Origin of the sequence: Castellaniella sp. (genome assembly GCF_049650445.1) — a bacterium.
Classification (GTDB): Bacteria; Pseudomonadota; Gammaproteobacteria; order Burkholderiales; family Burkholderiaceae_B; genus Castellaniella.
Genome location: NZ_JBASAD010000025.1, coordinates 15,945 through 40,941 on the forward strand (window position 1 = coordinate 15,945; position 24,997 = coordinate 40,941).

At 66.1% G+C, this 24,997-nt stretch carries 25 protein-coding genes; 22 read left to right on the forward strand and 3 right to left on the reverse strand.

Going from position 1 to position 24,997, the window contains the following annotated elements; genetic code table 11:
• Positions 1–57: 57 nt before the first annotated feature.
• On the reverse strand, positions 58–1,248 hold the full coding sequence (locus WA983_RS08655; RefSeq protein ID WP_424249392.1) for an MFS transporter: 1,191 nt from the start codon (positions 1,246–1,248) through the stop codon (positions 58–60).
• Between the two features lie 228 nt (positions 1,249–1,476).
• Between WA983_RS08655 and WA983_RS08660 the strand changes: the two genes are divergently transcribed.
• The 4 genes from WA983_RS08660 to WA983_RS08675 all read left to right on the forward strand — a co-directional run bounded on the left by WA983_RS08660 (position 1,477) and on the right by WA983_RS08675 (position 4,732).
• The gene (locus tag WA983_RS08660; RefSeq protein WP_424249390.1) at positions 1,477–2,376 is read left to right on the forward strand and encodes a carbohydrate kinase family protein; all 900 of its coding nucleotides are present in this window, start codon (positions 1,477–1,479) and stop codon (positions 2,374–2,376) included.
• Positions 2,377–2,518: 142 nt separating this feature from the next.
• Positions 2,519–3,457: a sulfurtransferase gene (locus tag WA983_RS08665; RefSeq protein ID WP_424311915.1), complete on the forward strand. Its 939-nt coding sequence runs from the start codon at positions 2,519–2,521 to the stop codon at positions 3,455–3,457.
• A gap of 18 nt (positions 3,458–3,475) precedes the next feature.
• Complete coding sequence (locus tag WA983_RS08670) at positions 3,476–4,555, forward strand: YeeE/YedE thiosulfate transporter family protein (RefSeq protein WP_424248681.1); 1,080 nt, start codon at positions 3,476–3,478, stop codon at positions 4,553–4,555.
• 12 nt (positions 4,556–4,567) lie between these two features.
• Positions 4,568–4,732: a hypothetical protein gene (locus WA983_RS08675; protein WP_424248683.1), complete on the forward strand. Its 165-nt coding sequence runs from the start codon at positions 4,568–4,570 to the stop codon at positions 4,730–4,732.
• Between the two features lie 39 nt (positions 4,733–4,771).
• Here WA983_RS08675 and WA983_RS08680 read toward each other — a convergent pair whose 3' ends face one another.
• Entirely contained in the window at positions 4,772–5,128 is a 357-nt protein-coding gene (locus tag WA983_RS08680) for a carboxymuconolactone decarboxylase family protein (protein ID WP_424248684.1), read from the reverse strand.
• Between the two features lie 161 nt (positions 5,129–5,289).
• Here WA983_RS08680 and WA983_RS08685 point away from each other — a divergent pair, with 161 nt between their 5' ends.
• The 3 genes from WA983_RS08685 to WA983_RS08695 all read left to right on the forward strand — a co-directional run bounded on the left by WA983_RS08685 (position 5,290) and on the right by WA983_RS08695 (position 6,546).
• Positions 5,290–5,601: an ArsR/SmtB family transcription factor gene (locus WA983_RS08685; protein ID WP_424311916.1), complete on the forward strand. Its 312-nt coding sequence runs from the start codon at positions 5,290–5,292 to the stop codon at positions 5,599–5,601.
• A gap of 175 nt (positions 5,602–5,776) precedes the next feature.
• Positions 5,777–6,352 (forward strand): rhodanese family protein, encoded by a 576-nt coding sequence (locus WA983_RS08690; protein WP_424246950.1) that lies wholly within the window; start codon positions 5,777–5,779, stop codon positions 6,350–6,352.
• Positions 6,349–6,546 carry a YgaP family membrane protein gene (locus tag WA983_RS08695; RefSeq protein ID WP_376813896.1) on the forward strand — a complete coding sequence of 66 codons (198 nt, stop codon included), beginning with the start codon at positions 6,349–6,351 and terminating at the stop codon, positions 6,544–6,546. The genes WA983_RS08690 and WA983_RS08695 overlap by 4 nt, the downstream gene beginning before the upstream one ends.
• A 105-nt stretch (positions 6,547–6,651) precedes the next feature.
• On the opposite strand, the gene WA983_RS08700 is transcribed toward WA983_RS08695, so the two are convergent.
• Positions 6,652–9,486, reverse strand: coding sequence for a valine--tRNA ligase (locus WA983_RS08700; protein ID WP_424311917.1), 2,835 nt, complete (start codon positions 9,484–9,486; stop codon positions 6,652–6,654).
• A gap of 211 nt (positions 9,487–9,697) precedes the next feature.
• Between WA983_RS08700 and ndk the strand changes: the two genes are divergently transcribed.
• The 15 genes from ndk (at position 9,698) to WA983_RS08775 (ending at position 24,941) form a co-directional block, all read left to right on the forward strand.
• Positions 9,698–10,123, forward strand: coding sequence for a nucleoside-diphosphate kinase (ndk, locus tag WA983_RS08705; protein ID WP_376813900.1), 426 nt, complete (start codon positions 9,698–9,700; stop codon positions 10,121–10,123).
• 50 nt (positions 10,124–10,173) lie between these two features.
• Complete coding sequence (rlmN, locus tag WA983_RS08710; RefSeq protein ID WP_424251903.1) at positions 10,174–11,319, forward strand: 23S rRNA (adenine(2503)-C(2))-methyltransferase RlmN; 1,146 nt, start codon at positions 10,174–10,176, stop codon at positions 11,317–11,319.
• Complete coding sequence (locus tag WA983_RS08715) at positions 11,316–11,819, forward strand: helix-turn-helix domain-containing protein (protein ID WP_424251905.1); 504 nt, start codon at positions 11,316–11,318, stop codon at positions 11,817–11,819. Before rlmN ends, WA983_RS08715 begins: the two co-directional genes overlap by 4 nt.
• Positions 11,816–13,126 (forward strand): flavodoxin-dependent (E)-4-hydroxy-3-methylbut-2-enyl-diphosphate synthase, encoded by a 1,311-nt coding sequence (ispG, locus tag WA983_RS08720; protein ID WP_424311918.1) that lies wholly within the window; start codon positions 11,816–11,818, stop codon positions 13,124–13,126. The genes WA983_RS08715 and ispG overlap by 4 nt, the downstream gene beginning before the upstream one ends.
• Positions 13,127–13,131: 5 nt before the next feature.
• Positions 13,132–14,415: a histidine--tRNA ligase gene (gene hisS / locus WA983_RS08725; RefSeq protein WP_424311919.1), complete on the forward strand. Its 1,284-nt coding sequence runs from the start codon at positions 13,132–13,134 to the stop codon at positions 14,413–14,415.
• Between the two features lie 8 nt (positions 14,416–14,423).
• Complete coding sequence (locus tag WA983_RS08730) at positions 14,424–15,062, forward strand: tetratricopeptide repeat protein (RefSeq protein WP_424251911.1); 639 nt, start codon at positions 14,424–14,426, stop codon at positions 15,060–15,062.
• 5 nt (positions 15,063–15,067) lie between these two features.
• Positions 15,068–16,219, forward strand: a complete 1,152-nt coding sequence (bamB, locus tag WA983_RS08735) for an outer membrane protein assembly factor BamB (RefSeq protein ID WP_424251913.1) — start codon at positions 15,068–15,070, stop codon at positions 16,217–16,219.
• Complete coding sequence (der, locus tag WA983_RS08740) at positions 16,212–17,606, forward strand: ribosome biogenesis GTPase Der (protein ID WP_424251915.1); 1,395 nt, start codon at positions 16,212–16,214, stop codon at positions 17,604–17,606. Before bamB ends, der begins: the two co-directional genes overlap by 8 nt.
• Positions 17,603–18,679 carry a histidinol-phosphate transaminase gene (gene hisC, locus WA983_RS08745; RefSeq protein WP_424311920.1) on the forward strand — a complete coding sequence of 359 codons (1,077 nt, stop codon included), beginning with the start codon at positions 17,603–17,605 and terminating at the stop codon, positions 18,677–18,679. The genes der and hisC overlap by 4 nt, the downstream gene beginning before the upstream one ends.
• An 88-nt stretch (positions 18,680–18,767) precedes the next feature.
• Positions 18,768–19,004 (forward strand): RNA chaperone Hfq, encoded by a 237-nt coding sequence (gene hfq, locus WA983_RS08750; protein ID WP_043681925.1) that lies wholly within the window; start codon positions 18,768–18,770, stop codon positions 19,002–19,004.
• Between the two features lie 72 nt (positions 19,005–19,076).
• Entirely contained in the window at positions 19,077–20,183 is a 1,107-nt protein-coding gene (gene hflX, locus WA983_RS08755; protein ID WP_424251920.1) for a GTPase HflX, read from the forward strand.
• Positions 20,152–21,468 (forward strand): FtsH protease activity modulator HflK, encoded by a 1,317-nt coding sequence (gene hflK / locus WA983_RS08760; protein WP_424251922.1) that lies wholly within the window; start codon positions 20,152–20,154, stop codon positions 21,466–21,468. The genes hflX and hflK overlap by 32 nt, the downstream gene beginning before the upstream one ends.
• Before the next feature lie 15 nt (positions 21,469–21,483).
• Positions 21,484–22,371 (forward strand): protease modulator HflC, encoded by an 888-nt coding sequence (gene hflC / locus WA983_RS08765; protein WP_424251924.1) that lies wholly within the window; start codon positions 21,484–21,486, stop codon positions 22,369–22,371.
• 20 nt (positions 22,372–22,391) lie between these two features.
• On the forward strand, positions 22,392–23,561 hold the full coding sequence (locus WA983_RS08770) for an ATP phosphoribosyltransferase regulatory subunit (RefSeq protein WP_424251935.1): 1,170 nt from the start codon (positions 22,392–22,394) through the stop codon (positions 23,559–23,561).
• An 84-nt stretch (positions 23,562–23,645) separates the two neighbouring features.
• Positions 23,646–24,941 (forward strand): adenylosuccinate synthase, encoded by a 1,296-nt coding sequence (locus WA983_RS08775; RefSeq protein WP_424251926.1) that lies wholly within the window; start codon positions 23,646–23,648, stop codon positions 24,939–24,941.
• Positions 24,942–24,997: the final 56 nt, after the last annotated feature.

A 24,997-nucleotide genomic window follows, 5' to 3' on the forward strand; every position in this document is an offset into this window, starting at 1 on the left:
AGCGGTCTGCAGCGCCCGCTTTCCGCGCGACTTATTCAGAGGCCCCCAGGACAAGGTTCAGGGCGAGTCAGCCTGATCTAGTCGCAAGGACAGCACCAGGATCGCCAGCCCGGCCAGCGCCAGGCCGGTGCCGACCCAGCCGGGCGAAGTCCAGCCGTAGCCGCGCGCGATGGCCAGACCGCCCAGCAACGGTCCCAGCGCGTTGGCGAAATTGAAGGCGGAATGGTTCAAGGCGGCGGCCAGCCCCTGGGCATGCCGCGCCACGTCCATCAGCCGGGTCTGCAGAATGGTGCCCAGCGCGCCGCCAAAGCCGATGAAGAACACATTGGCCGACAGCGTCCAGACGTTGCCGGCCGCCAGGGGGAACAGCGCGGTCATGGCCGCGCTCCAGAGCAGCAGGCCGACCGCCGTGTGCATCGGGGCCCGGTCGGCCAGCCAGGGCACCAGGATGTTGCCCACGGTCAGGCCGACGCCGAAAACCGCCAGCACCAGGGGCACCGTGCCGGGAGACACGCCCGTCACTTCCAGCAGCACATCGGCCAGATAGGTGTAGACGGCGAACAGGCCGCCAAAGCCGATGGCGCCGACCGCCAGGGTCAGCCAGACCTGCGGCTGACGCAGTGCGCCCAGTTCGCGCCAGGGACTGGCCCCCGGTTCGGGCGGGCTGTGGGGCGCCAGCCAGGCGACCAGCCCCATCGTCAGCAGCCCGGACAGGCTGACCAGGGCGAAACCCCAGCGCCAGTTCAGCGCGTGCCCCAGCCAGTTGGCAAAAGGCACGCCCAGAATGGTGGCCACTGTCAGCCCCAGGAACATGCGGCCCACCGCCTGGTTGCGCTTGGCGTGCGGCACCAGCGACACGGCCATCAGCGCGCCGATGCCGAAGTACGCGCCGTGGGGCAGACCGCTCAGGAAGCGCAGCACCAGCAGCCATTCGTAGCTGGGCGCAAAGGCGCACAGGCCGTTGAACAGGGTGAACAGCCCCATCAGCGCCACCAGCAGGGTGCGCCGCGCGACGCGGGCCGCCAGCACGGTCAGCAGCGGGGCGCCCACCACCACGCCCAGCGCATAGGCGCTGATGACATGGCCCGCCGTGGGCGCGTCGATACCCAGATCCGGCGCGAAGTAGGGCAGCAGGCTCATGGTGGCGAATTCCGTGGTGCCGATGGCGAACGCGCCGATCGCCAGAGCGAAGATCACCAGTCCGGCGGACGCCTGTGGCCTGGCACGGGCAGTGGATGGTTGAGGCATGAAAGATCCGGCGGATGGGAAAACCCGCTATTTTACCCAGGGGAAACCCTGAACAGGTTGTGCTTCGCCCGGCGTCGGCAGAACCTGGTCATGACCCCGCCGTGTTGCGTCCAGCGCAGTGAGCGGCTACGCTTCGGAGTCCACGGACGGCCTCCCGGCGCTTTTGCCGTCGGTACGTTCTCTCCGATTCCGGGTGTTCCGAACCCGGTGTTTCCAGACGGATCATTCATGCAATTCACCACCATCGGCGCAGCCATCGTCGACATCGTCGTGTCCCGCGTCCAGCCCATGCGCGTTGCCAAGCAGGACGTGGAGCACATCGGCCTGTACGCGGGCGGCGGCGCGGTGAACGCCGCGCTGAACGTGGCCGCGCGCGGCGCCCGCGTCACCGTGCATGCCTGCGTGGGGCGCGATCTGGAAGGCGATCTGCTGCGGGACATCCTGCGGCGCCATGGCATCCAGACCGCCATCCCCGACCACGCGCTGCCCACGGGCAAGGCCGTGGTGATGGTGGACGAGACCGGCGCGGCGCGGGCCTACGCGCAGCGCGGCGCCAGCACCTGGGTCGGGGAGCAGGGTTTTCCCGGCCTGGAGACGGCGGACGTCGTCTATGTGACGGGACTGTCGCTGGAATCCCAGGCCTGGCTGGAACAGGCCCTGGCGCGCATGACCACGTCGCGTCATCGGCTGGCGGTCACGCCCGGCGCGCGCCAGTTGGCCGATCCCCTGGCTCTGCGCGGCCTTTGGGACCGGACCGATCTGCTGTGCGTCAATGCCCAGGAGGCTGCCCGGCTGTGCGGGGACGTGGCTTTGGACACGGACGCCCCCACGCCGGACGTAGCCCGGGATCTGGCGCGCCGGCTGCTGCGTCGGCCCGGCCAGTCCGTTCTGGTGACGCTGGGGCAGGGCGGGGCCCTGTTTCATGACGGCGAGCAGGGTCACTTTCATCCCGCCAAGATCGTCACGCCGCTGTCCACCATCGGTGCGGGCGATGCCTTTGCTTCCGCCTTCGTCCACGCCTGGGCCGGCGGGGCTGCTCCCATGGACGCGCTGGCCGCCGCCACCGACAGCGCCGCCCGGGTGATTCAGGTGATCCCCGCCAATCTGGCCGGTCCGTTGCGCACCTGAAAGGACTTGAGGGCGAACCCTTGTCTCGGTCTGATTTCGGGCCGCCTGCATCGGTCTACATAACTTCCGGTTCTATCGGTATCGCCAGCCGTACGATCGAATCTGGGAAAATGAGCGATCGTTACTCCTCAGAGGCATCACCATGAAATTCCTGTCCGCCCGCTTGGGGGCGCTTGTTCTTGCGTGTGGCGCGACGACGGCCGCCTGGGCCGCCCAGCCGCTGCTGACGCCGGCTGAACTGGACACCGCGCGGCAGCAGCCGGCCGTGCGTGTCATCGACATCCGTCCGCCGGACGCCTATGCCGCCGGCCACATCCCCGGAGCCGTCTCGGCGCCCTACGCGCGATGGCGCGGCCCGGCGGACAATCCAGGTCAACTGCCGCCGCTGGACACGCTGACGCAACTGGTGCGCAGCCTGGGTCTCGATCAGGATACGCACGCGGTGGTGGTTTCGTCGGGGGTCGACAGCACCGACTTCGGCGCTTCGGCGCGGGTGTATTGGAGCTTGAAATACCTGGGCCTCAGGAACCTGTCCGTCCTGAACGGCGGGCTGAAGGCCTGGGCCGATGCCGGCCTGCCGCAGGACCAGGTGGCACCCTCGGTCGTCGCGACGGCCTTCGAGCCAAAGCCGGATGAGTCCATCATCGCCACCACCGAGCAGGTGGCCGCGCAGGTCGGCAATCCGCAGACGCAACTGGTCGACGCCCGGCCGGTGGATTTCTACCTGGGCAAGGTCAAGGCGCCGACGGCGCAGGTGCCCGGCACCATCCAGGGCGCGGTCAATGTGGAAAACGGTCGCTGGTTCAAGCCCGGCACGTCGATTTTCGTCTCGCCGGACGAGGCCCGCAAGATTGCTGCCGAACTCCTCCCCGATGCGAAGGCCGAAACGATCGCGTTCTGCAACACCGGCCATTGGGCGGCCACCGACTGGTTCGCCTTGTCGGAGATCGTCGGCCAGAAAAATGTGCGGATGTATCCCGAATCCATGGCCGAGTGGTCCCAGGACCCGAACCGGCCGATGGAGCACGTTCCGGGCCGGGGCAGCCAGATCCTGGACAAGCTGAAAGGCGTATTCGGTTGATCTGAGACACGCTGAGACATGAAACGATTTCCTCTCGCAGTCCTGATCCTGGCTTTCTGCGGCTTTCTGGCCTGGTCCGTGGCCTTGCGACAGGCGCTGCTGTTCCTGGTCGGCATGGGCCTGGGCGCGGTGCTCGCGGGTGCGCGCTTCGGCTTCACCACTGGCTGGCGGCGGCTGATCGAGCAACGCGATCCGTCCGGCGTGCTGGCGCAACTGGTGCTGCTGGCGATCGCGGCGGCGGTGTCCATGCCGCTGCTGGCCGCCTATCCCACCGATCTGGGCGCCGCGCTGGGGCCGCCCAGCGTCAGCCTGATCGTGGGCGCCTTCGTCTTTGGCGCCTGCATGCAGGTTGCCGACGGCTGTGGCTCGGGCACGTTGTACAAGGCGGGCCTGGGCATCCCCCTGAACATGGCGATCCTGCCGCTGTTTGCCATCGGCAGTTTCCTGGGTTCGGCCACGCTGGACCGCTGGCTGGCCCTGGGCGCCTTGCCGCCCTATGGCCTGGTGACGCATTTCGGTGCGCCTGTCGCCTTGCTGCTGACACTGGCGGGTCTGGCCCTGGTCGGCTTCGGCGTGGTGCGCTGGGCCGGGCGTGCGGCACCGCTGTGGAACCGCAAGCTGCTGTGGGGCGCCGTGCTGCTGGCGGTTCTCGCGGTGCTGAATCTGGTGATCGCGGGTCAGCCCTGGGGGATTGTCTACGGGTTTGGCCTGTGGGCGGCCAAGCTGGCCACGGCGGCGCATGTGTTCGATCCGTCGACCAATGCCTTCTGGAGCGAGCCGGTCAACGCGGCGACGCTGGCGCAGTCGGTGTTCCTGGATGTGACCTCGATCACCAATATCGGCATTCTGGCAGGCGCCCTGTGGATCGCGGCGGGCAAGCCGGCCGCTGCCGCACAACCCATGAACGGCACGCAATGGGCCATCGGCCTGGCTGCCGGCCTGCTGCTGGGCTACAGTTCGCGGCTGGCCTTCGGCTGCAACATCGGCGCCATGGTCAGCGGGATTTCCACCGGCAGCCTGCACGGCTGGATCTGGGTGCCCATGGCTTTCCTGGGATCCCTGATCGGTGTGCGGGTGCGCCGTCGCTACGCTTTCTGAGGGGGGGCCATCATGCGTTTTCGATTTCTGGCCATCGCCTTCTGGATCGTGCTCGTGGGCTTTTTCGCCTGGGACTGGACGCACAGCGCACCGGTCAATGTGCGCGCCGAACCGCCGCTGATCGCGGCGGGCTCGGGCGTGGCGCCCAGCGGCGGGCATTGCGCCTCGACGTTCTGATCCGGGCGGAGAGGCTGCCCGTCGAGGCCTGTGCGCGCGTCAGGCCGCTTGCTGCGTCTGGCATTCCCCGAAGGCCGCAAGGGCGCTGGCAGCGTACATGAGGGAAGGTCCGCCGCCCATGTAGACTGCTACGCCCAGCGTTTCCTGGACTTCCGCGTCCGTCGCGCCCAGTTGTGCCAGTGCCTGGGTGTGGAAACCGATGCAGCCGTCGCAGCGTGTAGCCACGCCGATGGCCAGTGCGATCAGTTCCTTGGTCTTGGGATCCAGCGTGCCCGCCGCCATCGCGGCCTTGCTCAGGGAGCCGAAGCCCTGCATCAGTTGCGGCATGCCTGCGCGCAGGGGTTTGAGGTTCTGGCTGATCGTCTGGGTCAGTTCCCGATAGGGGCCGGTGTGCATGGGGTGTTCTCCTTGTGGTGCGCCGAAGCGACGAAAATGTGAAAGACGGCTGCCCGGTGCGCAGCATCCGCCGCACCCGGAAGGTCCGAGGCTTGCTTATTAGTTTAGCAGATGCTAAATTAGAAAACACTGATGTAAAACAAGGAATCACCTTGTCTACCATGCTAAAAGAATCACAGAGTCAGGATTTCATGCAGGCGGGCGCGGCCCGTGCAGCGGCACTGCTGCGCGCCGTGGGCAACGAGCACCGGCTGCTGGTCCTGTGTCTGTTGATTGAATGGGGAGAACTGCCCGTAGGGGCCTTGCTGGAACGGTTGCCGCTCAGCCAGTCGGCGCTGTCTCAGCATCTGGCTCGCATGCGTGACGAGGGTCTGGTGGTCTACCGGCGCGAGTCGCAGACCTTGTACTACCGCATCGCCAATCCCGACGTAGAGCGCTTGATTGCGACTTTGAAGCAGATTTTCTGCCCTTGACGCGGGTTTTTTGCCGCCGGGCCGCCTCAAGGCAAAAAGCGCCCCCTTGGGGGGCAGCAAGCTGGCCGCAGGCCTGCGCAGCGTGGGGGCATTTTTTGCCACTGGGCCGCCCCAAGGCAAAAAGTGCTGCCTGGGACGTGGCGTAGGGACATTATTTTCGCTGGAGATTCATCTCATGACTATTTCAACCCTGACACCCGAAGCCGCGCGTGACCGTCTGGTCCGCGGCGCCGTACTGGTCGACGTCCGTCCGTCGGACGAGTTCGCCCGTGAGCGCATCGCGCAGGCCTGCTGCGTCCCGCTGGACCGCCTGGCCCGGGGTGACCGGACCGGCTTGCCGTCCGGCACGGCTGTGATCTTCTATTGCCGCTCGGGCAACCGTACCCGCATGGGGGCGGCAACACTCGAAACCAGCGCGGCGGGCGAGGCCTACATCCTGGAGGGCGGCCTGGATGCCTGGAAGCGGGCCGGTCTGCCTGTTCAGGCCGATCCCGGCCAGCCTCTGGAATTGTCCCGCCAGGTGCAGATCGTGGCCGGCGGCCTGGTACTGGCGGGCACTGTCGCGGGCGCATGGCTGTCGCCGTGGTTTCTGCTGCTGTCCGGGTTCGTGGGCAGCGGTCTGATGTTCGCCGGCCTGTCCGGATTCTGCGGCCTGGCCCGCGTCCTCATGCGCATGCCCTGGAACCGCCGGTTCCGGGATGCCGTTCCTGCTGCGTCCTTGCAGCCTCAGCCTACGAAGGAGTCTTCATGAAACTCAACATCGGCACGATCGACCGCATCCTGCGCCTGATCCTCGGCCTCGTCCTCATCGTGCTGGCCGCCAACGGCACCATCGGCTGGTGGGGCTGGCTGGGCCTGGTGGCGGTGGCTACGGCCCTGTTCCGCTTTTGTCCGCTGTACGCCGTGCTGGGCATCAACACCTGCCCGCTGAAGTCCCGGGGTTGATGAAGAAACAGGGCGCGGCTCTGAGAGTCGCGCCCTGTCTGGTGCATCCGCATGGCGGATGGATGCCGAACGGGCCGCTGGCGCAAGCCGCCGGCCCGTTGCCGTCTACAGCTTCTGCCGCTGTGCCCGCACCCGTTCCAGTGTTTCGCCGAACTGGGCCATCCGGGCCTTTTCCTGCTCGACCACCGCCGCCGGGGCACGTTCGACGAAGCTGGCGTTCGACAGCTTGCCGCTGGCCTTGGCGATTTCTTTTTCCAGGCGATCGATTTCCTTGTCCAGGCGTATGCGTTCGGCTTCGACGTCGATTTCCACGTGCAGCATCAACTGCGTGGCGCCCACGACCTGCACAGGCGCGCCCAGATCCGGCAGGCTGTCCACCCCCTGGACGCTCTCCAGGCGGGCCAGCGCCACCAGATAGGGGGCCAGTTCGTCCAGCCCGGCGTCAAAGCCCTGGACCAGCAGCGGCACGCGTTGGCCCGGCGCCAGACCCATTTCCCCGCGCAGAGCGCGGATCGCGTCGGTCAGCGATTTCAGCGCGGTCATGCGTTCGGCCGCTGCCGCGTCGCGCAAGTCGTCGCGGGCGATCGGCCAGGGCTGGATGCTGATGCTGGCCGGCGTGGCCTCGGCGCGCACGCCAGCCGCCACCGAGACTTTCTGCCACAGTTCTTCTGTGATGAAGGGCATGATCGGGTGGATCAGGCGCAGCAGGGTTTCCAGCACGTGGATCAGGGTGCGGCGCGCGGCAGCCTGCTGCGCGGCGTCGCCCGTCTGCAGGCGGACCTTGGCCAGTTCGACGTACCAGTCGCAGTACTCATCCCAGATGAAGTGGTACAGGCGGTCGGCGACCTGGTCGAAGCGGTACTGGCCGAACCCGGCGTCCACCTCGTCGATCAGGCGCTGCAGGCCATCGATGATCCAGCGGTCGGCAAAGGATAGATCGCCGGGCTGGGGTTGGCCCAGGTCGTGGCCCTCGACGTTCATCAGGACGAAGCGCGTGGCGTTCCAGAGTTTGTTGCAGAAATTGCGGTAGCCCTCGCAGCGCTTCAGGTCGAAATTGATGTTGCGTCCCAGCGTGGCGTAGGCCGCCATGGTAAAGCGCAGCGCGTCGGTGCCATAGGCCGGGATGCCGTCGGGATAATCCTTGCGGGTGCGCTTGCGGATCGCGTCGGCCTGTTTCGGGTTCATCAGGCCGGCGGTGCGCTTGGCGATCAGCGGGTCCAGGGCGATGCCGTCGATCAGGTCCACCGGATCGATGGTGTTGCCCTTGGATTTGGACATCTTCTTGCCTTCCATGTCGCAGACCAGACCATGGACATAGACTGTACGGAAGGGCACTTCGCCGGTGTGGTGCATGCTCATCATGATCATGCGCGCCACCCAGAAGAAGATGATGTCAAAGCCCGTGACCAGCACGCCGGAGGGCAGGTAGCGCGCCAGGTCGGGGGTCTTGTCGGGCCAGCCCAGATCGGTGAAGGGCACCAGGGCGGATGAGAACCAGGTGTCCAGCACGTCCGGGTCGCGCGTCAGCGGGCCGTCGACGCCTGCCTCGCGCGCCTGGCGTTCGGCGTCCTCGGCCGAGCGGGCGACGAAGATCCGGCCGTCGGGCGCGTGCCAGGCGGGGATCTGGTGGCCCCACCACAGTTGGCGCGAAATGCACCAGTCCTGGATTTTTTCCAGCCACTGGTTGTAGGTGGTGGTCCAGTTTTCCGGGACGAATTTCACGCGGCCGTCGGCCACCACGTCCAGAGCCACCTGGGTGATGCTCTTGCCCGGATGCAGGCTGTCTTCGGGTGCGGGCTGGCTCATTGCCACGAACCACTGGTCGGTCAGCATCGGCTCGATCACGCTGTTGGTGCGATCGCCGCGCGGCACCATGAGCTTGTGGGCGCGCACCTGCTGCAACAGGCCTTGCGATTCCAGATCGGCGACGATGCGCTTGCGGGCCTCGAAGCGGTCCAGGCCGCGATAGGCTTCGGGGGCCTCGTCGTTGATCCTGGCGTCCAGGGTCAGGACGCTGATCATGTCCAGGCCGTGGCGCTGACCGACGGCGTAGTCGTTGAAGTCGTGCGCGGGGGTGACCTTGACCACGCCCGTACCGAATTCGCGGTCGACGTAGTCGTCGGCAATGATGGGGATCTCGCGCCCGACCAGGGGCAGGGTCACCTTCTGGCCGATCAGATGGGCGTAGCGCTCGTCTTCGGGGTGCACCATCACGGCGACGTCGCCCAGCATGGTTTCCGGACGGGTGGTGGCGACGACCAGATGGGTCAGCCCGTTTGCGGGCGAGACCAGCGGGTAGCGGATTTCCCACATGTGGCCGTCTTCTTCGGTGCTGACGACCTCCAGGTCCGACACCGCCGTGCCCAGCACCGGGTCCCAGTTCACCAGGCGTTTGCCCCGATAGATCAGGCCCTGTTCATACAGGCGCACGAAGACCTCGACCACACCGCGCGACAGGCGCTCGTCCATGGTGAAATACTCGCGCGTCCAGTCGCAGGACGAGCCCAGACGGCGGAACTGGCCCGTGATGGTGCTGCCGGACTGTTCCTTCCAGGCCCAGACGTGTTCCAGGAACTTGTCTCGGCCCAGGTCGTGGCGCGACACACCCTGTGCGTCGAGCTGGCGTTCCACCACGATCTGGGTGGCGATGCCGGCGTGGTCCGTGCCGGGGATGAAGACCGTATCATCGCCGCGCATGCGGTGATGGCGGATCAGGCCGTCCATGATCGTCTGGTTGAAGGCGTGCCCCATGTGCAGGGTGCCGGTGACGTTGGGCGGCGGGAACTGGATGGCGAAGGATTCCGGTGCGTGCCCCGGGGCGGGTTCAGTGTGCTGGCCGCCTGCGAACAGGCCGCGGCGATTCCACTCGTCATACCAGCGGGACTCGATGTCCTGGGGTTCGAAGCTCTTGGGCAGGGAAGGGGAGGCGGAATCGCTCATGGGTTCTTCTGAATCTGAATCGAGGAAACTGGAGGGGGGGCTGACGGCGAAAAACGATCATTTTAGGCGCATGGGAAGAAAACCGCCCATGGTAAAATGTGCGGTTGACCACAAGACCCAATTGCCGACCTGGTGTTCGGGGCGGCTACGGCGGTGTCATTCTACATTTTCACCGGGAAACCCCGTTTTCCATTCCTTACCGGAAACTTCCATGGCTATTGAACGTACCCTCTCCATCATCAAGCCCGACGCCGTCGCCAAGAACGCCATCGGCCAGATCGTCGCCCGTTTCGAACAGGCCGGCCTGACCGTCGTCGCCGCCCAACTGCGCCAGCTCTCGCGCGGCGACGCCGAGCGCTTCTACGCCGTGCACAAGGAACGCCCCTTCTTCAAGGATCTGGTCGACTTCATGATCTCGGGCCCGGTGTTCGTTCAGGTGCTGGAAGGCGAATCCGCCATCACCAAGAACCGCGACCTGATGGGCGCGACCGATCCCAAGAAGGCTGCGCCGGGCACGATCCGCGCCGACTTCGCCGAGAGCATCGACGCCAATGCGGTGCACGGCTCCGACGCCCCGGAAACGGCAGCCGTCGAAATCGCCTTCTTCTTTCCCGAAAGCAACATCCACAGCCGCTGATCGCGGCGCGGACCCTGGCTGCGGCCGGGGTCCGGCTGAAATACCCGCTCATGTCCGACGAAATCATCAACGTTCTGGGTCTGGACCCGGCCTCCCTCGAATCGCTCGTGGCGCAGTGGGGCGGCAAGCCCTTCCGTGCGCGCCAGTTGTCGCAGTGGGTGCATCAGCGCGGCGTCGACCGCTTCCAGGACATGAGCGACCTGGCCAAGGATTTTCGCGCGCGCCTGGAGTCCGGGTGCGTCGTGCAGGCGCCCCCCCTGAATCTGGAAAAACGTTCCTCCGACGGCACGCGCAAGTGGCTGTTCGACATGGGGCTGGGCAACGCCATCGAGACGGTCTTCATTCCTGAGGACGATCGCGGCACGCTGTGCATTTCCAGCCAGGCCGGCTGCACCGTGGCCTGCCCGTTCTGTTCCACGGGCTATCAGGGCTTCAGTCGCAATCTGAATACCGCCGAAATCATCGGCCAGCTTTGGTACGCCAACCGTGCCCTGCGCGACGATCCCGCGGCTGCGCGGCTGGGCGGCTCGGCGGAATCCCCCCGGGCTGTCAGCAACGTGGTCATGATGGGGATGGGCGAACCCCTGCTCAACTATGACCAGGTGCTGGGTGCGTTGCGCCTGATGCTGGACGACCACGCCTACGGCTTGTCGCGCCGCCGCGTGACCGTATCCACGTCCGGCGTGGTCCCCATGATGGATCGCCTGGCGCACGACTGCCCGGTGGCGCTGGCGGTGTCGCTGCATGCGCCCAACGACGAATTGCGCGACCGGCTGGTGCCGCTGAACCGCAAGCACCCGCTGGATGAACTGCTCGACGCCTGCAATCGTTACCTGGAGCATGCGCCGCGCGATTTCATCACCTTCGAATATATTATGCTCGACGGCGTGAACGACGCCGACGAGCACGCGCGCCAGCTGATCGACATTGCAAAGCGGGTGCGCTGCAAGTTCAACCTGATTCCCTTCAACCCCTTCCCGCAGTCCGGCCTGCGGCGTTCCCCGGCGGCGCGCATCCGCCTGTTCTCCCAGTTGCTGACTGATGCAGGGCTGGTGGTGACGGTGCGCAAGACGCGCGGCGACGACATCGACGCTGCCTGCGGTCAACTGGCGGGGGAAGTACGCGACCGGACACGCATCACCGAACGGCTGCCCGACCGGGCCAAGATCGTCATACGCAAAAAGGAGCATGGATGAGCGAAACCTCCCCTGATGGTCTGCGGCGCCCGGAGGCGACCCAGAGCCAGGAGGCGCTGTCGCTGGGCGATGCGCTGAAGGCCATGCGCGAGACGCGCGGCCTGTCGCTGTCCGAAGTCTCCGCACGCATCAAGTATTCCGCCGTGCAACTGGGGTACCTGGAAGTCTGCGACTGGTCGCGGCTGCCCGAAGGCGTGCCTCTGCGCGGCCTGGTGCGCAACTATGCGCGTTTCCTGGGCACCGACGTGGATGCCGCCCTGAAACTCCTGGACGATGCGGTCGGTCCGACCCGGCCCAGGCCCGCCGTCACGGCCCTGGGCGCGCGCCGCGCCCTGCAGCAGGCCGACATGAGCCCCAAGGGCGAACCGGCCCACCGCACGTGGGCCTGGCTGCTGCTGATTCTGGTGCTGTTCTGCGTGGTCGGCGTGTACGCGATCAACCGGGGTTGGGTGCCTGAACAGTGGCTGGTGTTCGATTGGCTGAAGGCTTTGCGTCAATGACTCTTGATTCTGTGCGTTCCGATCCGGCTGCCGCGACCCGGCGGCCAACCCGCGCCGTCGCCGTGCGCTGGGGCGGCCATGTGATCCGGGTGGGTGGTGACGCCCCGGTCGTGGTGCAGTCCATGACCAATACCGACACGGCGGATCCCCAGGCCACCGCGCTGCAGGTGCGCGAGCTCTGGCAGGCCGGCTCCGAACTGGTGCGCGTCACCGTCAACACGCCCGAGGCCGCTGCTCAGGTCGCCGCCCTGCGCGACGCGCTGGACCGCATGAATGTGCCGGTCCCGCTGGTGGGGGACTTCCACTACAACGGCCACAAGCTGCTGACCCAGTTTCCGGACTGCGCGCAGGCGCTGTCCAAATACCGCATCAATCCCGGCAATATGGGCGGCGGCAAGCGTCGCGACGACAACTTCGCGCAGATGATCGAGGTCGCCTGCCGCCACGACAAGCCGATCCGCATCGGCGTGAACTGGGGCAGCCTGGATCACGAACTGCTGGCGCGGATGATGGACGAAAACGCGGCCCGCTCCACGCCCTGGTCGGCCAACGCCGTGATGCGCGAGGCCCTGGTGGTCTCGGCCATCACCAACGCCGAGCGTGCCCAGGCGCTGGGTCTGCGCGGCGACGCCATCGTGCTGTCCTGCAAGGTCAGCCACGTCCAGGACCTGATCGCCGTCTATCGCGAACTGTCGCGCCGTTGCGATTATCCGCTGCACCTGGGCCTGACCGAAGCCGGCATGGGCTCCAAGGGCATCGTCGCCTCCACGGCGGCTCTGGCGGTGCTGCTGCAGGAAGGCATCGGCGATACGATCCGTATTTCGCTCACGCCCGAACCCGGCGGCGACCGCAGCCGTGAAGTCGTCGTGGCCCAGGAAATTCTGCAGACCATGGGCCTGCGGGCCTTCACCCCGATGGTGGTGGCCTGCCCGGGTTGCGGGCGCACCAGCAGCACGGTGTTCCAGGAACTGGCCGCCAGCATCCAGGCCTTTCTGCGGGCCCAGATGCCGGTCTGGAAGAACCAATACCCGGGCGTCGAGAACATGCACGTGGCCGTCATGGGCTGTGTCGTCAACGGTCCCGGTGAAAGCCGCCATGCCGATATCGGCATCAGCCTGCCCGGTACGGGCGAAATCCCGTCAGCGCCGGTGTTCGTGGATGGCGAACGCACCGTGACGCTCAAGGGCGACCATATCGCCCAGGAATTCCAGGCCATCGTCGAAAACTACGTGGCCCGGCGCTACGGACGGCAGCAGGGCGACGCGCCCGCGCGCCGTCCCGGCGTCGTGGCGCGCGATATTCACTGAAATCCATGTCTGAATTCAAGAAAGTCGCCGGTCTGACCGGCATGAAGGATGCCTTGCCGCCGGAAACGGCGCGCTGGGAACGGCTCGAAGCCCTGGTGCGCGATTGGCTGGCCGGCTACGGCTACCAGAACCTGCGCACGCCGGTGCTGGAGCAGACCCGCCTGTTCGCGCGCGGTATCGGCGAAGTCACCGACATCGTCGAAAAGGAAATGTATTCCTTCGTCGATCCACTGAACGACGAACGCTTGACGATGCGGCCCGAATTCACCGCCGGCATCGTGCGCTCGGTGATCGAGCACAATTTCCTCTACGACCGGCCGCGCCGCGTCTATGCGATGGGGCCGGTGTTCCGGCACGAGCGCCCGCAGCGTGGTCGCTATCGCCAGTTTCACCAGATCGACGTCGAGGCTCTGGGTTTCGCCGGTCCGGACGTGGACGCCGAACTGATTCTGATGCTGGCGCGCCTGTGGCGCCTGCTGGGCCTGAAGGACATCCGCCTGGAACTCAATTCCCTGGGCCAGGCGGCCGAACGTTCCGCCCACCGCGCGGCGTTGATCGTGCACCTGGAAAAGCACATTGACGTGCTCGACGAGGAAGCCCGCCGCCGCATGCACAGCAATCCGCTGCGCGTGCTGGACACCAAAAATCCCGCCATGCAGGACATGGCCGACAGCGCGCCGCGCCTGTTCGATTTCCTGGGCGAAGAATCGCTGGCCCACTATCGCGGCCTGTGCGACCGGCTCGACGACGCCGGGATCGCCTACACGCTGAATCCGCGCCTGGTGCGCGGGCTGGATTATTACAATCTGACCGTCTTCGAATGGGTCACGGACCGCCTGGGCGCCCAGGGGACGGTCTGCGGCGGTGGACGCTACGACGGCTTGATCGAGCTGCTGGGCGGCAAGTCCGCGCCGGCGGTGGGTTTTGCCATCGGCATGGAGCGCCTGCTCGATCTTTGGCAGCAGGACGCACCCGAGCAGGATCCGGCCGAATGCCAGGTCTATCTGGTTCACCAGGGCGACGAGGCCCAGCGGCGGGCGGCGCAGATTGCCGAGTCGCTGCGCGACGCCGGACTGCGGGCACTTGTCCATGCCGGTTCGACTGGGTTTAAATCACAGTTTCGCCGGGCTGACGCCAGCGGCGCCGTGGCCGCCGTCATCATCGGCGGCGACGAACTGGCCTCGGGCCGGGCGACCGTGAAATGGCTGCGCGCCGGCGATGCCGGAGACGGGCAGCAGGAATCGGTCGCTTTCGACCAATTGGCCGAGCAACTCCAACAAAGGATCTGAACACAGGCATGGCATACGATCTCGAAGAACAGGAAAAAATCGACGCGCTGAAGGCCTGGTGGGAACGCTACGGCACGCTTTCCATGGCCCTGGTCTTCGCCGTGCTGGCTGCGTTCGCCGGCTGGCGCGGCTGGCAGTGGTATCAGTCGCACCAGGCCAATCAGGCCATGGGCTACTACGAGGCGCTCGAAGCCGCCGCCACCCAGCCGGGCGATGATGCGGTGGCCCGCATCAAGGCCGCCAGCGCGGCCCTGCGCGACGGTTACGCCGGTTCGGGTTACACCGCGCGCGGCGTGCTGGTGGCGGCCCAGGCGCTGCAGGAACGCAAGGACCTGGACGGTGCCCGCGAACAGCTCGAATGGCTGACGCGCGACAAGTCCGCTCCGGCGCTGAGCGCGGTGGCCCGCCTGCGTCTGGCCGGTGTGTTGCTGGCCCAGCAGCAGTACGAACCCGCCCTGGCCCAGCTTCAGGGCACGCCGCCAGCCGGTTTCGCCGGCCTGTACGCCGATCGCCGCGGCGACATTCTTGCCGCCCAGGGACAGTCCGCGCAGGCTGTCGAGGCCTGGAAAGAAGCCCTGAAATCCCTGGGCGCGGACCCCGCCGCCCAGATCGTCCAACTGAAAATCGACGCCTTGAACGGAGCCTGATTCCCATGCAATCCTCCTCCCGCCTGTTTCGCGCGGCGCTCGTCGGCCTGGTCGCCGTCGGGCTGTCCGGCTGCGGCCTGTTTTCCCAGACCGACGCCCGCTTCGATCCGGCGCCGCTGGCCGACTACGCGCCCTCGCTGGCGGTGTCGGCGCGCTGGTCGACTTCGATCGGCAGTGGCGGCGGCTACAGTTTCTCCCCCGAACTGGTGGGCGATACCCTGTACGCTGCGACCCCCTCGGGTGCTGTTGCAGCACTGGATGCCGCTTCCGGTGCGCTGCGCTGGCGCGTCGATGCCGGGCCTTTGTCGGCCGGCACCGGCAGTGACGGGCGGGTGGTTGCCGTGGCCACTCAGTCCGGCATGGTCGTGGCCTACGATGCCCAGGGCAAGGAACTCTGGCGTAGCCAGGCCGCCAGCGCCATCAATGTACCGCCTGCCGTGGGCAACGGCATCGTCGCGGTGCGTACCACCGATTACCGCATCCAGGCCTTCGACGCGGCCACCGGCAAGTTGCGCTGGAATGTGCAGCGCCCCGGTCCCGCCCTGGCGCTGCGGACCAGCATCCGCATGCTGTCGGTGCCCAATCTGCTGATCGCCGGCATGCCCAACGGCCGCCTGATGGTGATCGATGCGGCTTCCGGCGCCGTGCGCTGGGAAGGCTCGGTCTCCGCTTCGCGCGGGGCATCCGACCTGGAACGCATCACTGACGTGGTCGGTGCGCCGGTCATCGTCGGTCCCGCCTTGTGCGGCGTCAGTTACCAGGGCCGCACGACCTGCTTCGACGTGTCCCAGGGCGGCCGCGCCGTCTGGTCCGCAGAGGTCTCCTCCGCGACCGGCATGAGCACCGATGGCCAGCGCCTCTACCTGGCCGACGCGCGCGATACGGTCCATGCCCTGGACCTGCAGGACGGCCACGAAATCTGGAAACAGGCGGCGCTGCTCAACCGCCGTCTGAGCGCCCCCGCGCCGGCAGGTGCCGCCGTGGCCGTGGGTGACTTTGAGGGCTACGTACATTTCCTGTCGCGCGCCGATGGCGCGCTGATGGCCCGCCTGCAAGTGGGCGGCGGGCCGGTCGTCTCGGCGCTGGTGCCGACCCCGCGCGGGGTGGTCGTGCAGACGGGCGACGGCAAGCTGATTCTGGTGGGCGTCGGTGGCTGATACGCGTTTCAAGCCGGTCGTGGCCCTGGTCGGGCGCACGAACGTCGGCAAATCGACCCTGTTCAACCGCCTGACGCGTTCACGCGCGGCGCTGGTGGCAAACATCTCCGGGTTGACCCGCGACCGCCATTACGGCGAGGGGCGGGTGGGCGAGCATCCCTATATCGTGGTCGATACCGGCGGCTTCGAGCCGGTCGCCACCCGTGGCATTCTGGTCGAGATGGCGCGCCAGACCGCCCAGGCCATCGCCGAATCCGATGTGGTGATTTTCCTGGTGGACGGGCGCGAAGGCATCAACGCCCACGACCATGAAATCGCCCGTCTGTTGCGCAAGTCCGGCCAGCGCGTGTTGCTGGCCGTGAACAAGACCGAAGGCATGCGCAATCATGCCGACCTGGCCCAGTTCCACGAGCTGGGGCTGGGAGAGCCGCACCCGATTTCGGCCGCACACGGCGACGGCGTGGCGACCCTGGCCGAAGAGGCGCTGGCCGCCTTGCTGGCTGAACGGGCTGCGCAAGTGGCCGAGTCCTCCGTGGACCCGGACGCAACGGACGCAGGCGAGGGCGGAGCGCCCGATCACCGCATCAAGCTCGCCATCGCCGGGCGGCCGAACGTCGGCAAATCCACGCTCATCAACACCCTCGTGGGCGAGGACCGGGTCATCGCCTACGATCTTCCGGGCACCACGCGCGACGCCATCGAGATCGAATTCGAACGGGGCGATCGCCGCTATACGCTGATCGACACCGCCGGCTTGCGCCGCCGGGGCAAGGTTTTCGAGACCGTGGAAAAATTCTCGGTCATCAAGACGCTGCAGGCTATCGAGGCCGCCAACGTCGTGCTGCTGCTGATCGACGCACAGGAAGGCATTTCCGACCAGGACGCCCACATTGCCGGTTTCATCACTGAAACGGGCCGCGCCCTGGTGGTGGGCCTGAATAAGTGGGATGCGGTGAATCAGGAGCAGCGCGAATGGGTGCAGCGCGAATATGATCGCAAGCTGCGGTTTCTGTCCTTTGCCCGCGTGTTGAACCTGTCGGCCCTGAAGGGGCAGGGGGTCGGCCCGGTGCTCAAGGCCGTGGATGCCGCGCACGCCGCCGCCTTTGCAAAACTGTCCACCCCGAAACTGACCCGTACCCTGCTGGCGGCCGTGGAACAGCAGCAGCCGCCGCGCAAGGGCATTTTCCGGCCCAAGATGCGCTACGCCCACCAGGGCGGGCAGAATCCGCCGCGCATCATCATCCACGGCAACGCCCTGGATGCGGTGCCGGATTCCTACCGCCGCTATCTCGAAGGCCAGTTCCGCGAGGCCTTCAAGCTGGCTGGCACGCCGCTGTCGGTGGAATTCAAATCCTCGCATAACCCCTACCTGAAGGACGAGTCGTGAGCACGCTCTGGAGCGACCACATCGCTGGCCTGGTGCCGTATGTGCCGGGTGAGCAGGCCCGCATCCCGAACCTGCTGAAGCTGAACACCAACGAACACCCGTACGGACCCTCGCCCCGGGCGATCGAGGCCATGCGCGCCGCCCTGACCGACGACATGCGCCTGTACCCGGATTATCAGGCCCTGGACCTGCGCCGCACGATTGCGGACCGCTTCGGTCTGGCGCCGGATCAGGTGTTCCTTGGCAACGGTTCCGACGAAATCCTGGCACACGTCTTCAACGCGCTGTTCCTGCGCGGCGGCCGGCCCCTGTGGCTGCCTGATGTGACCTACAGCTTTTACAGGACCTACTGCCGCCTGTATGCCGTGCCGCACCGTCTGATCCCGCTGGACGAGGATTTCGTCCTGCGCGTGGCGGACTACACCGGCCCGGCCGATCCGGAACCCGCGGGAATCATATTCGCCAATCCGAATGCGCCCACCGGCCGGTCCCTGACGCTGGACGAGATCGCCGCCATCGCCCAGGCGCACCCCGACAGCGCCGTGGTGGTGGACGAGGCCTATGTGGACTTCGGTGCCGAGTCGGCCGCCGCGCTGATCGGCCGCTTCCCCAACATCCTGGCCATCCACACCCTGTCCAAGTCCCGCGCTCTGGCGGGCCTACGAGTGGGCTACGCCCTGGGGCATGCCGACCTGATCGCGGGGCTGACGCGCGTCAAGGACAGTTTCAATTCCTATCCCATGGATCGTGTGGCCCTGGCCGGCGCCCAGGCGGCGATCGAGGACGAAGCCTGGTTCGACCGCACCCGGCGGGCCGTGATCGACGCCCGCGAACAACTGGCGCGCGATCTGCGGGCTCTGGGGTTCCAGGTGCTGCCATCCCAGGCCAATTTCGTCTTTGCCCGCCATCCGGGCCGTGACGCCCGCGACATCGCCTCCGGCTTGCGCGAAACGGGCATCCTGGTGCGGCATTTCAGTGCGCCGCGCATCGATCAGTACCTGCGGATTACCGTGGGCACGCCGGAACAATGCGCCCGTTTGTGCGACGCCCTGCGTGCGCTGCTATCGGCCTGAGCCGACGGCCGCACCGCTGCGATGCAACAATACTGAAACGCATTAAAATAGACCCTCCACCATAACTTCAATAACCGGAGCCCCGTCCATGAGCAACAAAGGGCAAATTCTCCAAGACCCATTCCTGAACGCCTTGCGCAAGGACCACGTGCCCGTTTCGATCTACCTGGTCAACGGGATCAAGCTGCAAGGCCAGGTCGAATCGTTCGACCAATACGTCGTGCTGCTGCGCAATACGGTCACCCAGATGGTTTACAAACACGCCATCTCCACTGTCGTGCCGGCCCGTCCCGTTTCCTTCCAGGTGGATGACTCTGCCGAATAAGTCACTGCGATTGGTTCGCCTTTTCGCCCGCCCTCCGGCGGGCATTCGCTTTGTGATGGGCTGCACATACACATGAAGTCGCTTGTCATCAGTGTCGATCTGGGCGACCTGGACTACGCCGCCCACGCCGAGGAATTCCTCATGCTGGCCAGCGGGGCCGGGGCCGACATCGTTGAAGTCCTCACCGCCCGGCGCAGCCGGCCGGATGCCGCAGGCTTCATCGGTTCGGGCAAGATCGAAGAGGCAGCCGCCCTGGTCAAGGCGACCGGCGCCGAGGTCGTGCTGTTCGACCAGGCGCTCACCCCCGCCCAGCAGCGCAATCTGGAACGCCATTTCGAGGTCCGTGTCGTCGACCGGGTGGCCCTGATTCTGGATATTTTTGCGCTGCGTGCCAAAAGTCACGAAGGCAAGCTTCAGGTCGAACTGGCCCAGTTGCAACACTTGTCCACCCGGCTGACCCGGATGTGGACTCACCTGGAACGCCAGCGCGGCGGTATCGGCGTGCGCGGTCCCGGCGAATCGCAACTGGAAACCGACCGGCGCCTGATCGGCGTGCGCGTGCGCGCCCTGAAAGAACGCCTGGATCGCGTCCAGCGCCAGCGCCTGACCCAGCGCCGCGCCCGGGTGCGTGGCAAGACCTTGTCGGTTTCCCTGGTCGGCTATACCAACGCGGGCAAATCCACGCTGTTCAACGCGCTGACCCGCGCCGACGCGTACGCCGCCGACCAATTGTTCGCCACGCTGGACACCACGACCCGCCGCGTCTGGATCGAAGGCGCCGGCCAGATCGTCGTGTCCGACACCGTGGGCTTCATCCGCTCCCTGCCGCCGATGCTGATCGCGGCATTCCGGGCGACACTGGAGGAAACCATTCATGCCGATCTGTTGCTGCACGTGATCGACGCGGCCAGTCCGCAGCGCGACGAGCAGGCGGCGGCGGTCAATCAGGTTCTGCGCGACATCGAGGCCCACGATATCCCGCAGATTCTGGTCTACAACAAAATCGACACGGCCGGATATGAACCCCGGGTCGAGCGAAATGAACATGGTACGATTGCGCGAGTCTTCGTCAGTGCGCTGCAACGCAGCGGGCTGGACGGTTTGCGGCAGTCGATTGTTGAATTTGGTGGGGAGCCTACGGGAAACAATGCGTTTGATGAAACTGTTCAACCTGAATGATCCGGGCTGGGGACGGGGCAACCAGAACCAGAATAACGACGACCCGCGCGGCAAACCCGATCAATCCTCCGGTCCCCCCGATCTGGATGAGGTCTGGCGCGATTTCAGCAAGCGCCTGAACGGCCTGTTCGGCCGCCGGGGCGGCGGACGCGGTCCCCGTCCGCCGTCGGGCGGCTTGCCGTCGCTGCCTGGGCCGTCGCCCCGCTTCGTGCTGTTGCTGGTCGTGGTCGCCGTGCTGCTGTGGCTGGGCAGCGGGTTCATGATCGTCCAGGAAGGCCAGGTGGCCGTGGTCACCCGCTTTGGGCAGTACGTCAAGACGCTCAATCCGGGTCTGCAATGGCGCCTGCCGTATCCCATCGAAGCTGCCCAGCCGGTCAATATCGCACAGTTGCGGACCTTCGAGGTCGGCTTCCGCGGTTCGTCGCGCAACAAGGTGCTGCCTGAATCCCTGATGCTGACCACCGACGAGAACATCGTCGACGTGCAGTTCGTGGTGCAGTACCGGCTGCTGCCCGATGGCGCGCCGGCCTATCTGTTCAATACCAGCCAGCCCGACGAATCCGTGCGTCAGGCGGCCGAGACCGCCATGCGCGAAATCGTCGGCCGCAAGCCCATGGACTTTGTCCTGTATTCGGGTCGTACCGAGGTCGCCTCCGAGGTCCAGGCCCTGGCGCAGTCCATCCTGGACCGCTACAAGACCGGCATCCAGATTTCCACTGTGGCCATCCAGAACGTGCAGCCGCCCGAACAGGTCCAGGCCGCGTTCGACGACGCCGTCAAGGCCGGTCAGGACCGTGAACGCCAGGTCAACGAAGGCAATGCCTACGCCAGCAAGGTCGTCCCTGAATCAGAGGGCCAGGCGGCCCGCATGATCCAGGACTCCGAGGGCTACAGCGCCCAGGTCATCGGCAAGGCTCAGGGTGACACCTCGCGCTTTGACAGCATCGTTGCCGAATACACCAAGGCGCCCGACGTCACGCGCGAACGCCTGTATCTGGAAACCATGCAGGACATTCTCAGCGACAGCGCCAAGGTCATGATCGACGCCTCGGTCAGCAACAACATGCTCTACTTGCCGCTGGACAAGATCATGGGCCAGGCCGCGCGCTCGGTCGAGGGTTCCTCGTCATCGGGTTCGCGTGACGCTGGTTCGTCCAGCGGATCGGCGCCGGCCGCTGCCGGGGCCGCCCAGGCCGCTCAGGGACAGTCCGGGTCCGGCCGTACCGCGCCGCGTGGCGTGCCGTCCGGCCTGGACGGCCTGATGACCAGCCCGTACTCGAACTAGGACTAGGAGCCCAAGATGCAACGCTTTTTCCCCGCCCTGGTCGGTCTGCTCGTGCTCGTCGCGGTGCTGTCCTCGTGCATGTTCATCGTGCGCGAGCGTGATTCCGCGCTTCTGTTCGCCCTCGGCGAAGTCCGTGAAACCATCACCAAACCGGGCCTGTACTTCAAGTTTCCACCGCCTTTTGAAAACGTCGTCTACCTGGACAAACGGCTGCAGACCATCGAAACGCGCGATCCGGAACGCATCCAGACCGCCGAAAAGAAGAACCTGCTGATCGACTCCTTCGTCAAGTGGCGCATCGCCGATCCGCGTCAGTATTACGTCACCTTTGGCGCCAACAGCAACGCGGCGGTCGAACGTCTCCAGGCGCAGATTCGCGACGCCCTGAACGCCGCCGTCAACGTGCGTACCGTGAAGCAGGTGGTTGCCACCGACCGTGACACCATCATGAAGGAAATCCAGAGTGCCGTGGCGCGTCGTGCCCAGCCGCTGGGTGTGGACGTGGTTGACGTGCGCCTGCGGCGCATCGACTTTGCCCCGGAAATTTCCGAATCCGTTTATCGACGCATGGAAGCCGAGCGCAAGCAAGAAGCCAACCGTCTGCGCGCCAGCGGTGCCGCCGACAGCGAACGCATTCGTGCCGAGGCCGATCGCAAGCGCCAGGAAATCCTGGCCAAGGCCTATGCCGAATCTCAGGCCAAGCGCGGTGAGGGGGATGCTACGGCGGCCGCCATCTACGCCAAGTCCTACGGACAGAACCCCGAGTTCTACAGCTTCTACAAAAGCCTCGATGCGTACCGTTCGGCCTTTGCCGATCAGAATGGCACCCTGGTTCTGAGCCCGGATTCGGACTTCTTCCGCTTCTGGGATCGTGCCCGAGGCGACAAGCCCGCCGCGCGCTGAACGAGGATCGACGGACCATGATGTCAAGCTGGCTGTTGCCGGAAAATCTGTCGGACGTTCTGCCCGCCGAGGCGCGCCGCATCGAGGAATTGCGCCGCGAACTGCTGGACCTGTACCGGACCTACGGTTTTGAACTCGTCGCGCCACCCATGGTGGAATACCTCGATTCCCTGATGCCGGCCAACGACGAGGCCCTGCGTCTGCGTACCTGCAAGCTGGTGGACCAGCTCTCGGGTCTGACCATGGGCGTGCGTGCCGACATCACCATCCAGGTCTCGCGCATCGACGCCCATCTGCTCAACCGCGAGGGTGTCACCCGGCTGTGCTATTGCGGGCCGGTGGTGCATGCACGGGCGGGCGGCCTGATGTCGGATCGGGAACTGCTGCAGATCGGTGCGGAAATCTTCGGTCATGCGGGTGTGCAGGCTGACATCGAATCGATCCGTCTGGCGCTGGAATCCGTGCGTCGGGCAGGGGTGAGCCAGCCGCGTCTGGACCTGAACCATCCCGGGGTGGGGCGGGCGCTGGTGGACGCCGATCAGGCCCTGGCCGAGGTCGCCGACGCGGTCTTCGAACTGCTCAGCGCCAAGGATGCTCCTGGCTTGCAGGCGCTGTGCACCGAGGTCGGCGCGCGCGCCGATACTCTGGACGCGCTGCGCGCCCTGACTGCCCTGTACGGCGACCTGTCGGTGCTGGACCGGGCCCGCGAATGCCTGCCCGGTCTGCCGGCCGTGCTGATCGCTCTGGACGATCTGCGGACCTTGTGCACGGCGCTGCCGGACGCGCCGATCGCGCTGGATCTGGCGGACATGGGTGGGGGCTACGGCTATCACTCCGGCGTCATGTTCGCCATCTACGCGGCGGGCTGGCACGACGCGCTGGTGCGTGGCGGCCGTTACGACGGCATCGGCCGCAAATTCGGCCGTGCTCGTCCGGCGACCGGCTTCAGTCTGGATCTGCGCAAACTGTCCGCGGGCTTGCCCGACGCACAACCCGTTCAGGCCATTCGTGCGCCCTGGTCGGACGATCCCGACCTGATCACGGCCATCCGCGACCTGCGGGCTCAGGGCCGTGTCGTGATCCAGGCGCTGCCGGGCGAACCCCAGTATCCGGATGAGTTTTTCGTCGATCAGGAATTGGCCGCCACCGGCGATGGCTGGGCGCTACGGCCCCTGGACAGCGCCGCCTGAGGGCGGTGTTCGTCGAATCCCGTCACCAATGGTATAAACTAACCCGTTTCCCATGGCGGCATTCCGTCGCCTTTCGAAAGAATTATGAGCAAGAACATCGTCGTGATCGGCACCCAGTGGGGTGACGAAGGCAAGGGCAAGATCGTTGACTGGCTGGCTGAGTCGGCTCAGGGCGTCGTGCGTTTTCAGGGTGGCCACAATGCCGGCCATACCCTGTGGATCAACGGCCGCAAGACCATTTTGCGTCTGATCCCGTCGGGCATCATGCACCCGCACGTCACCTGCTACATCGGCAACGGCGTGGTGCTCTCGCCCGAGGCGCTGCTGGCTGAAATCGGCGAACTCGAATCCGCCGGTCTGGACGTGCGTTCGCGTCTGCAGATTTCCGCTGCCTGCCCGCTGATCCTGCCCTATCATGTGGCGCTCGACCAGGCCCGCGAAGCCCGCAAGGGCGAAGGCAAGATCGGCACCACGGGTCGCGGCATCGGCCCGGCTTACGAAGACAAGGTCGCGCGTCGCGCCCTGCGTGTCCAGGATCTGTACGACCCGGCCGTGTTCGACGAAAAACTCGCCGAAGTCCTCGATTATCACAATTTCGTGCTGACTCAGTACCTGGGTGCCAAGCCGGTGGACGCCGCCCAGGTGCACGACATCGTCATGGCTCTGGCACCGCAGCTCGAACCCATGGTGGCCGACGTCTCCAGCAATCTGCACATCGCGCGCCGCGCCGGGCACAGCCTGCTGTTCGAAGGCGCCCAGGGCACGCTGCTGGACATCGACCACGGCACCTATCCCTTCGTCACCAGCAGCAACTGCGTGGCGGGCGCTGCAGCCGCAGGCTCGGGCGTCGGCCCTCAGGCCCTGGATTATGTGCTGGGCATCGCCAAGGCCTACACCACGCGCGTCGGCTCGGGTCCGTTCCCGACCGAACTGCTGGACGATACCGGTCTGCGCCTGGCCACGGTCGGCAAGGAATTCGGCTCGGTCACCGGACGTCCGCGCCGCTGCGGCTGGTTCGACGGTGCAGCCATGAAGCGCTCGGTCATGATCAACGGCCTGACTGGTCTGTGCATCACCAAGCTGGACGTGCTCGACGGCGTCGAGCAGCTCAAGATCGGCGTGGGCTACCGTTACAAGGGCAATTTCCTGGACGTGCTGCCCTACGGCGCCCATGCGGCCGCCGAGGCCGAACCCGTGCTGGAAGAAATGGCTGGCTGGTCGGAATCGACGGTGGGCATCACCGAATACGACAAGCTGCCGGTCAATGCGCGCCGCTACCTGGAGCGCATTGCCGAGGTCTGCGACGTGCCGATCGACATGGTCTCGACCGGTCCTGACCGGCTGGAAACCATCGTCCTGCGCAACCCCTTCCAGGGTTGATGCGCCGGGAGAAAACGAAACCGCAAGCCCGCTTGCGGTTTTTTCATACGCCTCAT

Excerpts from the sequence above, each read along its gene's own strand:
- WA983_RS08665 (WP_424311915.1), top strand. The coding sequence starts at position 2,519 with ATGAAATTCCTGTCCGCCCGCTTGGGGGCGCTTGTTCTTGCGTGTGGC.
- WA983_RS08695 (WP_376813896.1), top strand. The coding sequence starts at position 6,349 with ATGAAACTCAACATCGGCACGATCGACCGCATCCTGCGCCTGATCCTC.
- hfq (WP_043681925.1), top strand. The coding sequence starts at position 18,768 with ATGAGCAACAAAGGGCAAATTCTCCAAGACCCATTCCTGAACGCCTTG.
- hisS (WP_424311919.1), top strand. The coding sequence starts at position 13,132 with ATGTCTGAATTCAAGAAAGTCGCCGGTCTGACCGGCATGAAGGATGCC.
- WA983_RS08730 (WP_424251911.1), top strand. The coding sequence starts at position 14,424 with ATGGCATACGATCTCGAAGAACAGGAAAAAATCGACGCGCTGAAGGCC.
- hflK (WP_424251922.1), top strand. The coding sequence starts at position 20,152 with ATGCGTTTGATGAAACTGTTCAACCTGAATGATCCGGGCTGGGGACGG.
- WA983_RS08680 (WP_424248684.1), bottom strand. The coding sequence starts at position 5,128 with ATGCACACCGGCCCCTATCGGGAACTGACCCAGACGATCAGCCAGAAC.
- rlmN (WP_424251903.1), top strand. The coding sequence starts at position 10,174 with ATGTCCGACGAAATCATCAACGTTCTGGGTCTGGACCCGGCCTCCCTC.
- WA983_RS08770 (WP_424251935.1), top strand. The coding sequence starts at position 22,392 with ATGTCAAGCTGGCTGTTGCCGGAAAATCTGTCGGACGTTCTGCCCGCC.
- ispG (WP_424311918.1), top strand. The coding sequence starts at position 11,816 with ATGACTCTTGATTCTGTGCGTTCCGATCCGGCTGCCGCGACCCGGCGG.
- hflX (WP_424251920.1), top strand. The coding sequence starts at position 19,077 with ATGAAGTCGCTTGTCATCAGTGTCGATCTGGGCGACCTGGACTACGCC.
- WA983_RS08690 (WP_424246950.1), top strand. The coding sequence starts at position 5,777 with ATGACTATTTCAACCCTGACACCCGAAGCCGCGCGTGACCGTCTGGTC.
- WA983_RS08675 (WP_424248683.1), top strand. The coding sequence starts at position 4,568 with ATGCGTTTTCGATTTCTGGCCATCGCCTTCTGGATCGTGCTCGTGGGC.
- WA983_RS08670 (WP_424248681.1), top strand. The coding sequence starts at position 3,476 with ATGAAACGATTTCCTCTCGCAGTCCTGATCCTGGCTTTCTGCGGCTTT.
- WA983_RS08655 (WP_424249392.1), bottom strand. The coding sequence starts at position 1,248 with ATGCCTCAACCATCCACTGCCCGTGCCAGGCCACAGGCGTCCGCCGGA.
- WA983_RS08660 (WP_424249390.1), top strand. The coding sequence starts at position 1,477 with ATGCAATTCACCACCATCGGCGCAGCCATCGTCGACATCGTCGTGTCC.
- WA983_RS08775 (WP_424251926.1), top strand. The coding sequence starts at position 23,646 with ATGAGCAAGAACATCGTCGTGATCGGCACCCAGTGGGGTGACGAAGGC.
- WA983_RS08715 (WP_424251905.1), top strand. The coding sequence starts at position 11,316 with ATGAGCGAAACCTCCCCTGATGGTCTGCGGCGCCCGGAGGCGACCCAG.
- bamB (WP_424251913.1), top strand. The coding sequence starts at position 15,068 with ATGCAATCCTCCTCCCGCCTGTTTCGCGCGGCGCTCGTCGGCCTGGTC.
- WA983_RS08685 (WP_424311916.1), top strand. The coding sequence starts at position 5,290 with ATGCTAAAAGAATCACAGAGTCAGGATTTCATGCAGGCGGGCGCGGCC.
- hflC (WP_424251924.1), top strand. The coding sequence starts at position 21,484 with ATGCAACGCTTTTTCCCCGCCCTGGTCGGTCTGCTCGTGCTCGTCGCG.
- ndk (WP_376813900.1), top strand. The coding sequence starts at position 9,698 with ATGGCTATTGAACGTACCCTCTCCATCATCAAGCCCGACGCCGTCGCC.
- WA983_RS08700 (WP_424311917.1), bottom strand. The coding sequence starts at position 9,486 with ATGAGCGATTCCGCCTCCCCTTCCCTGCCCAAGAGCTTCGAACCCCAG.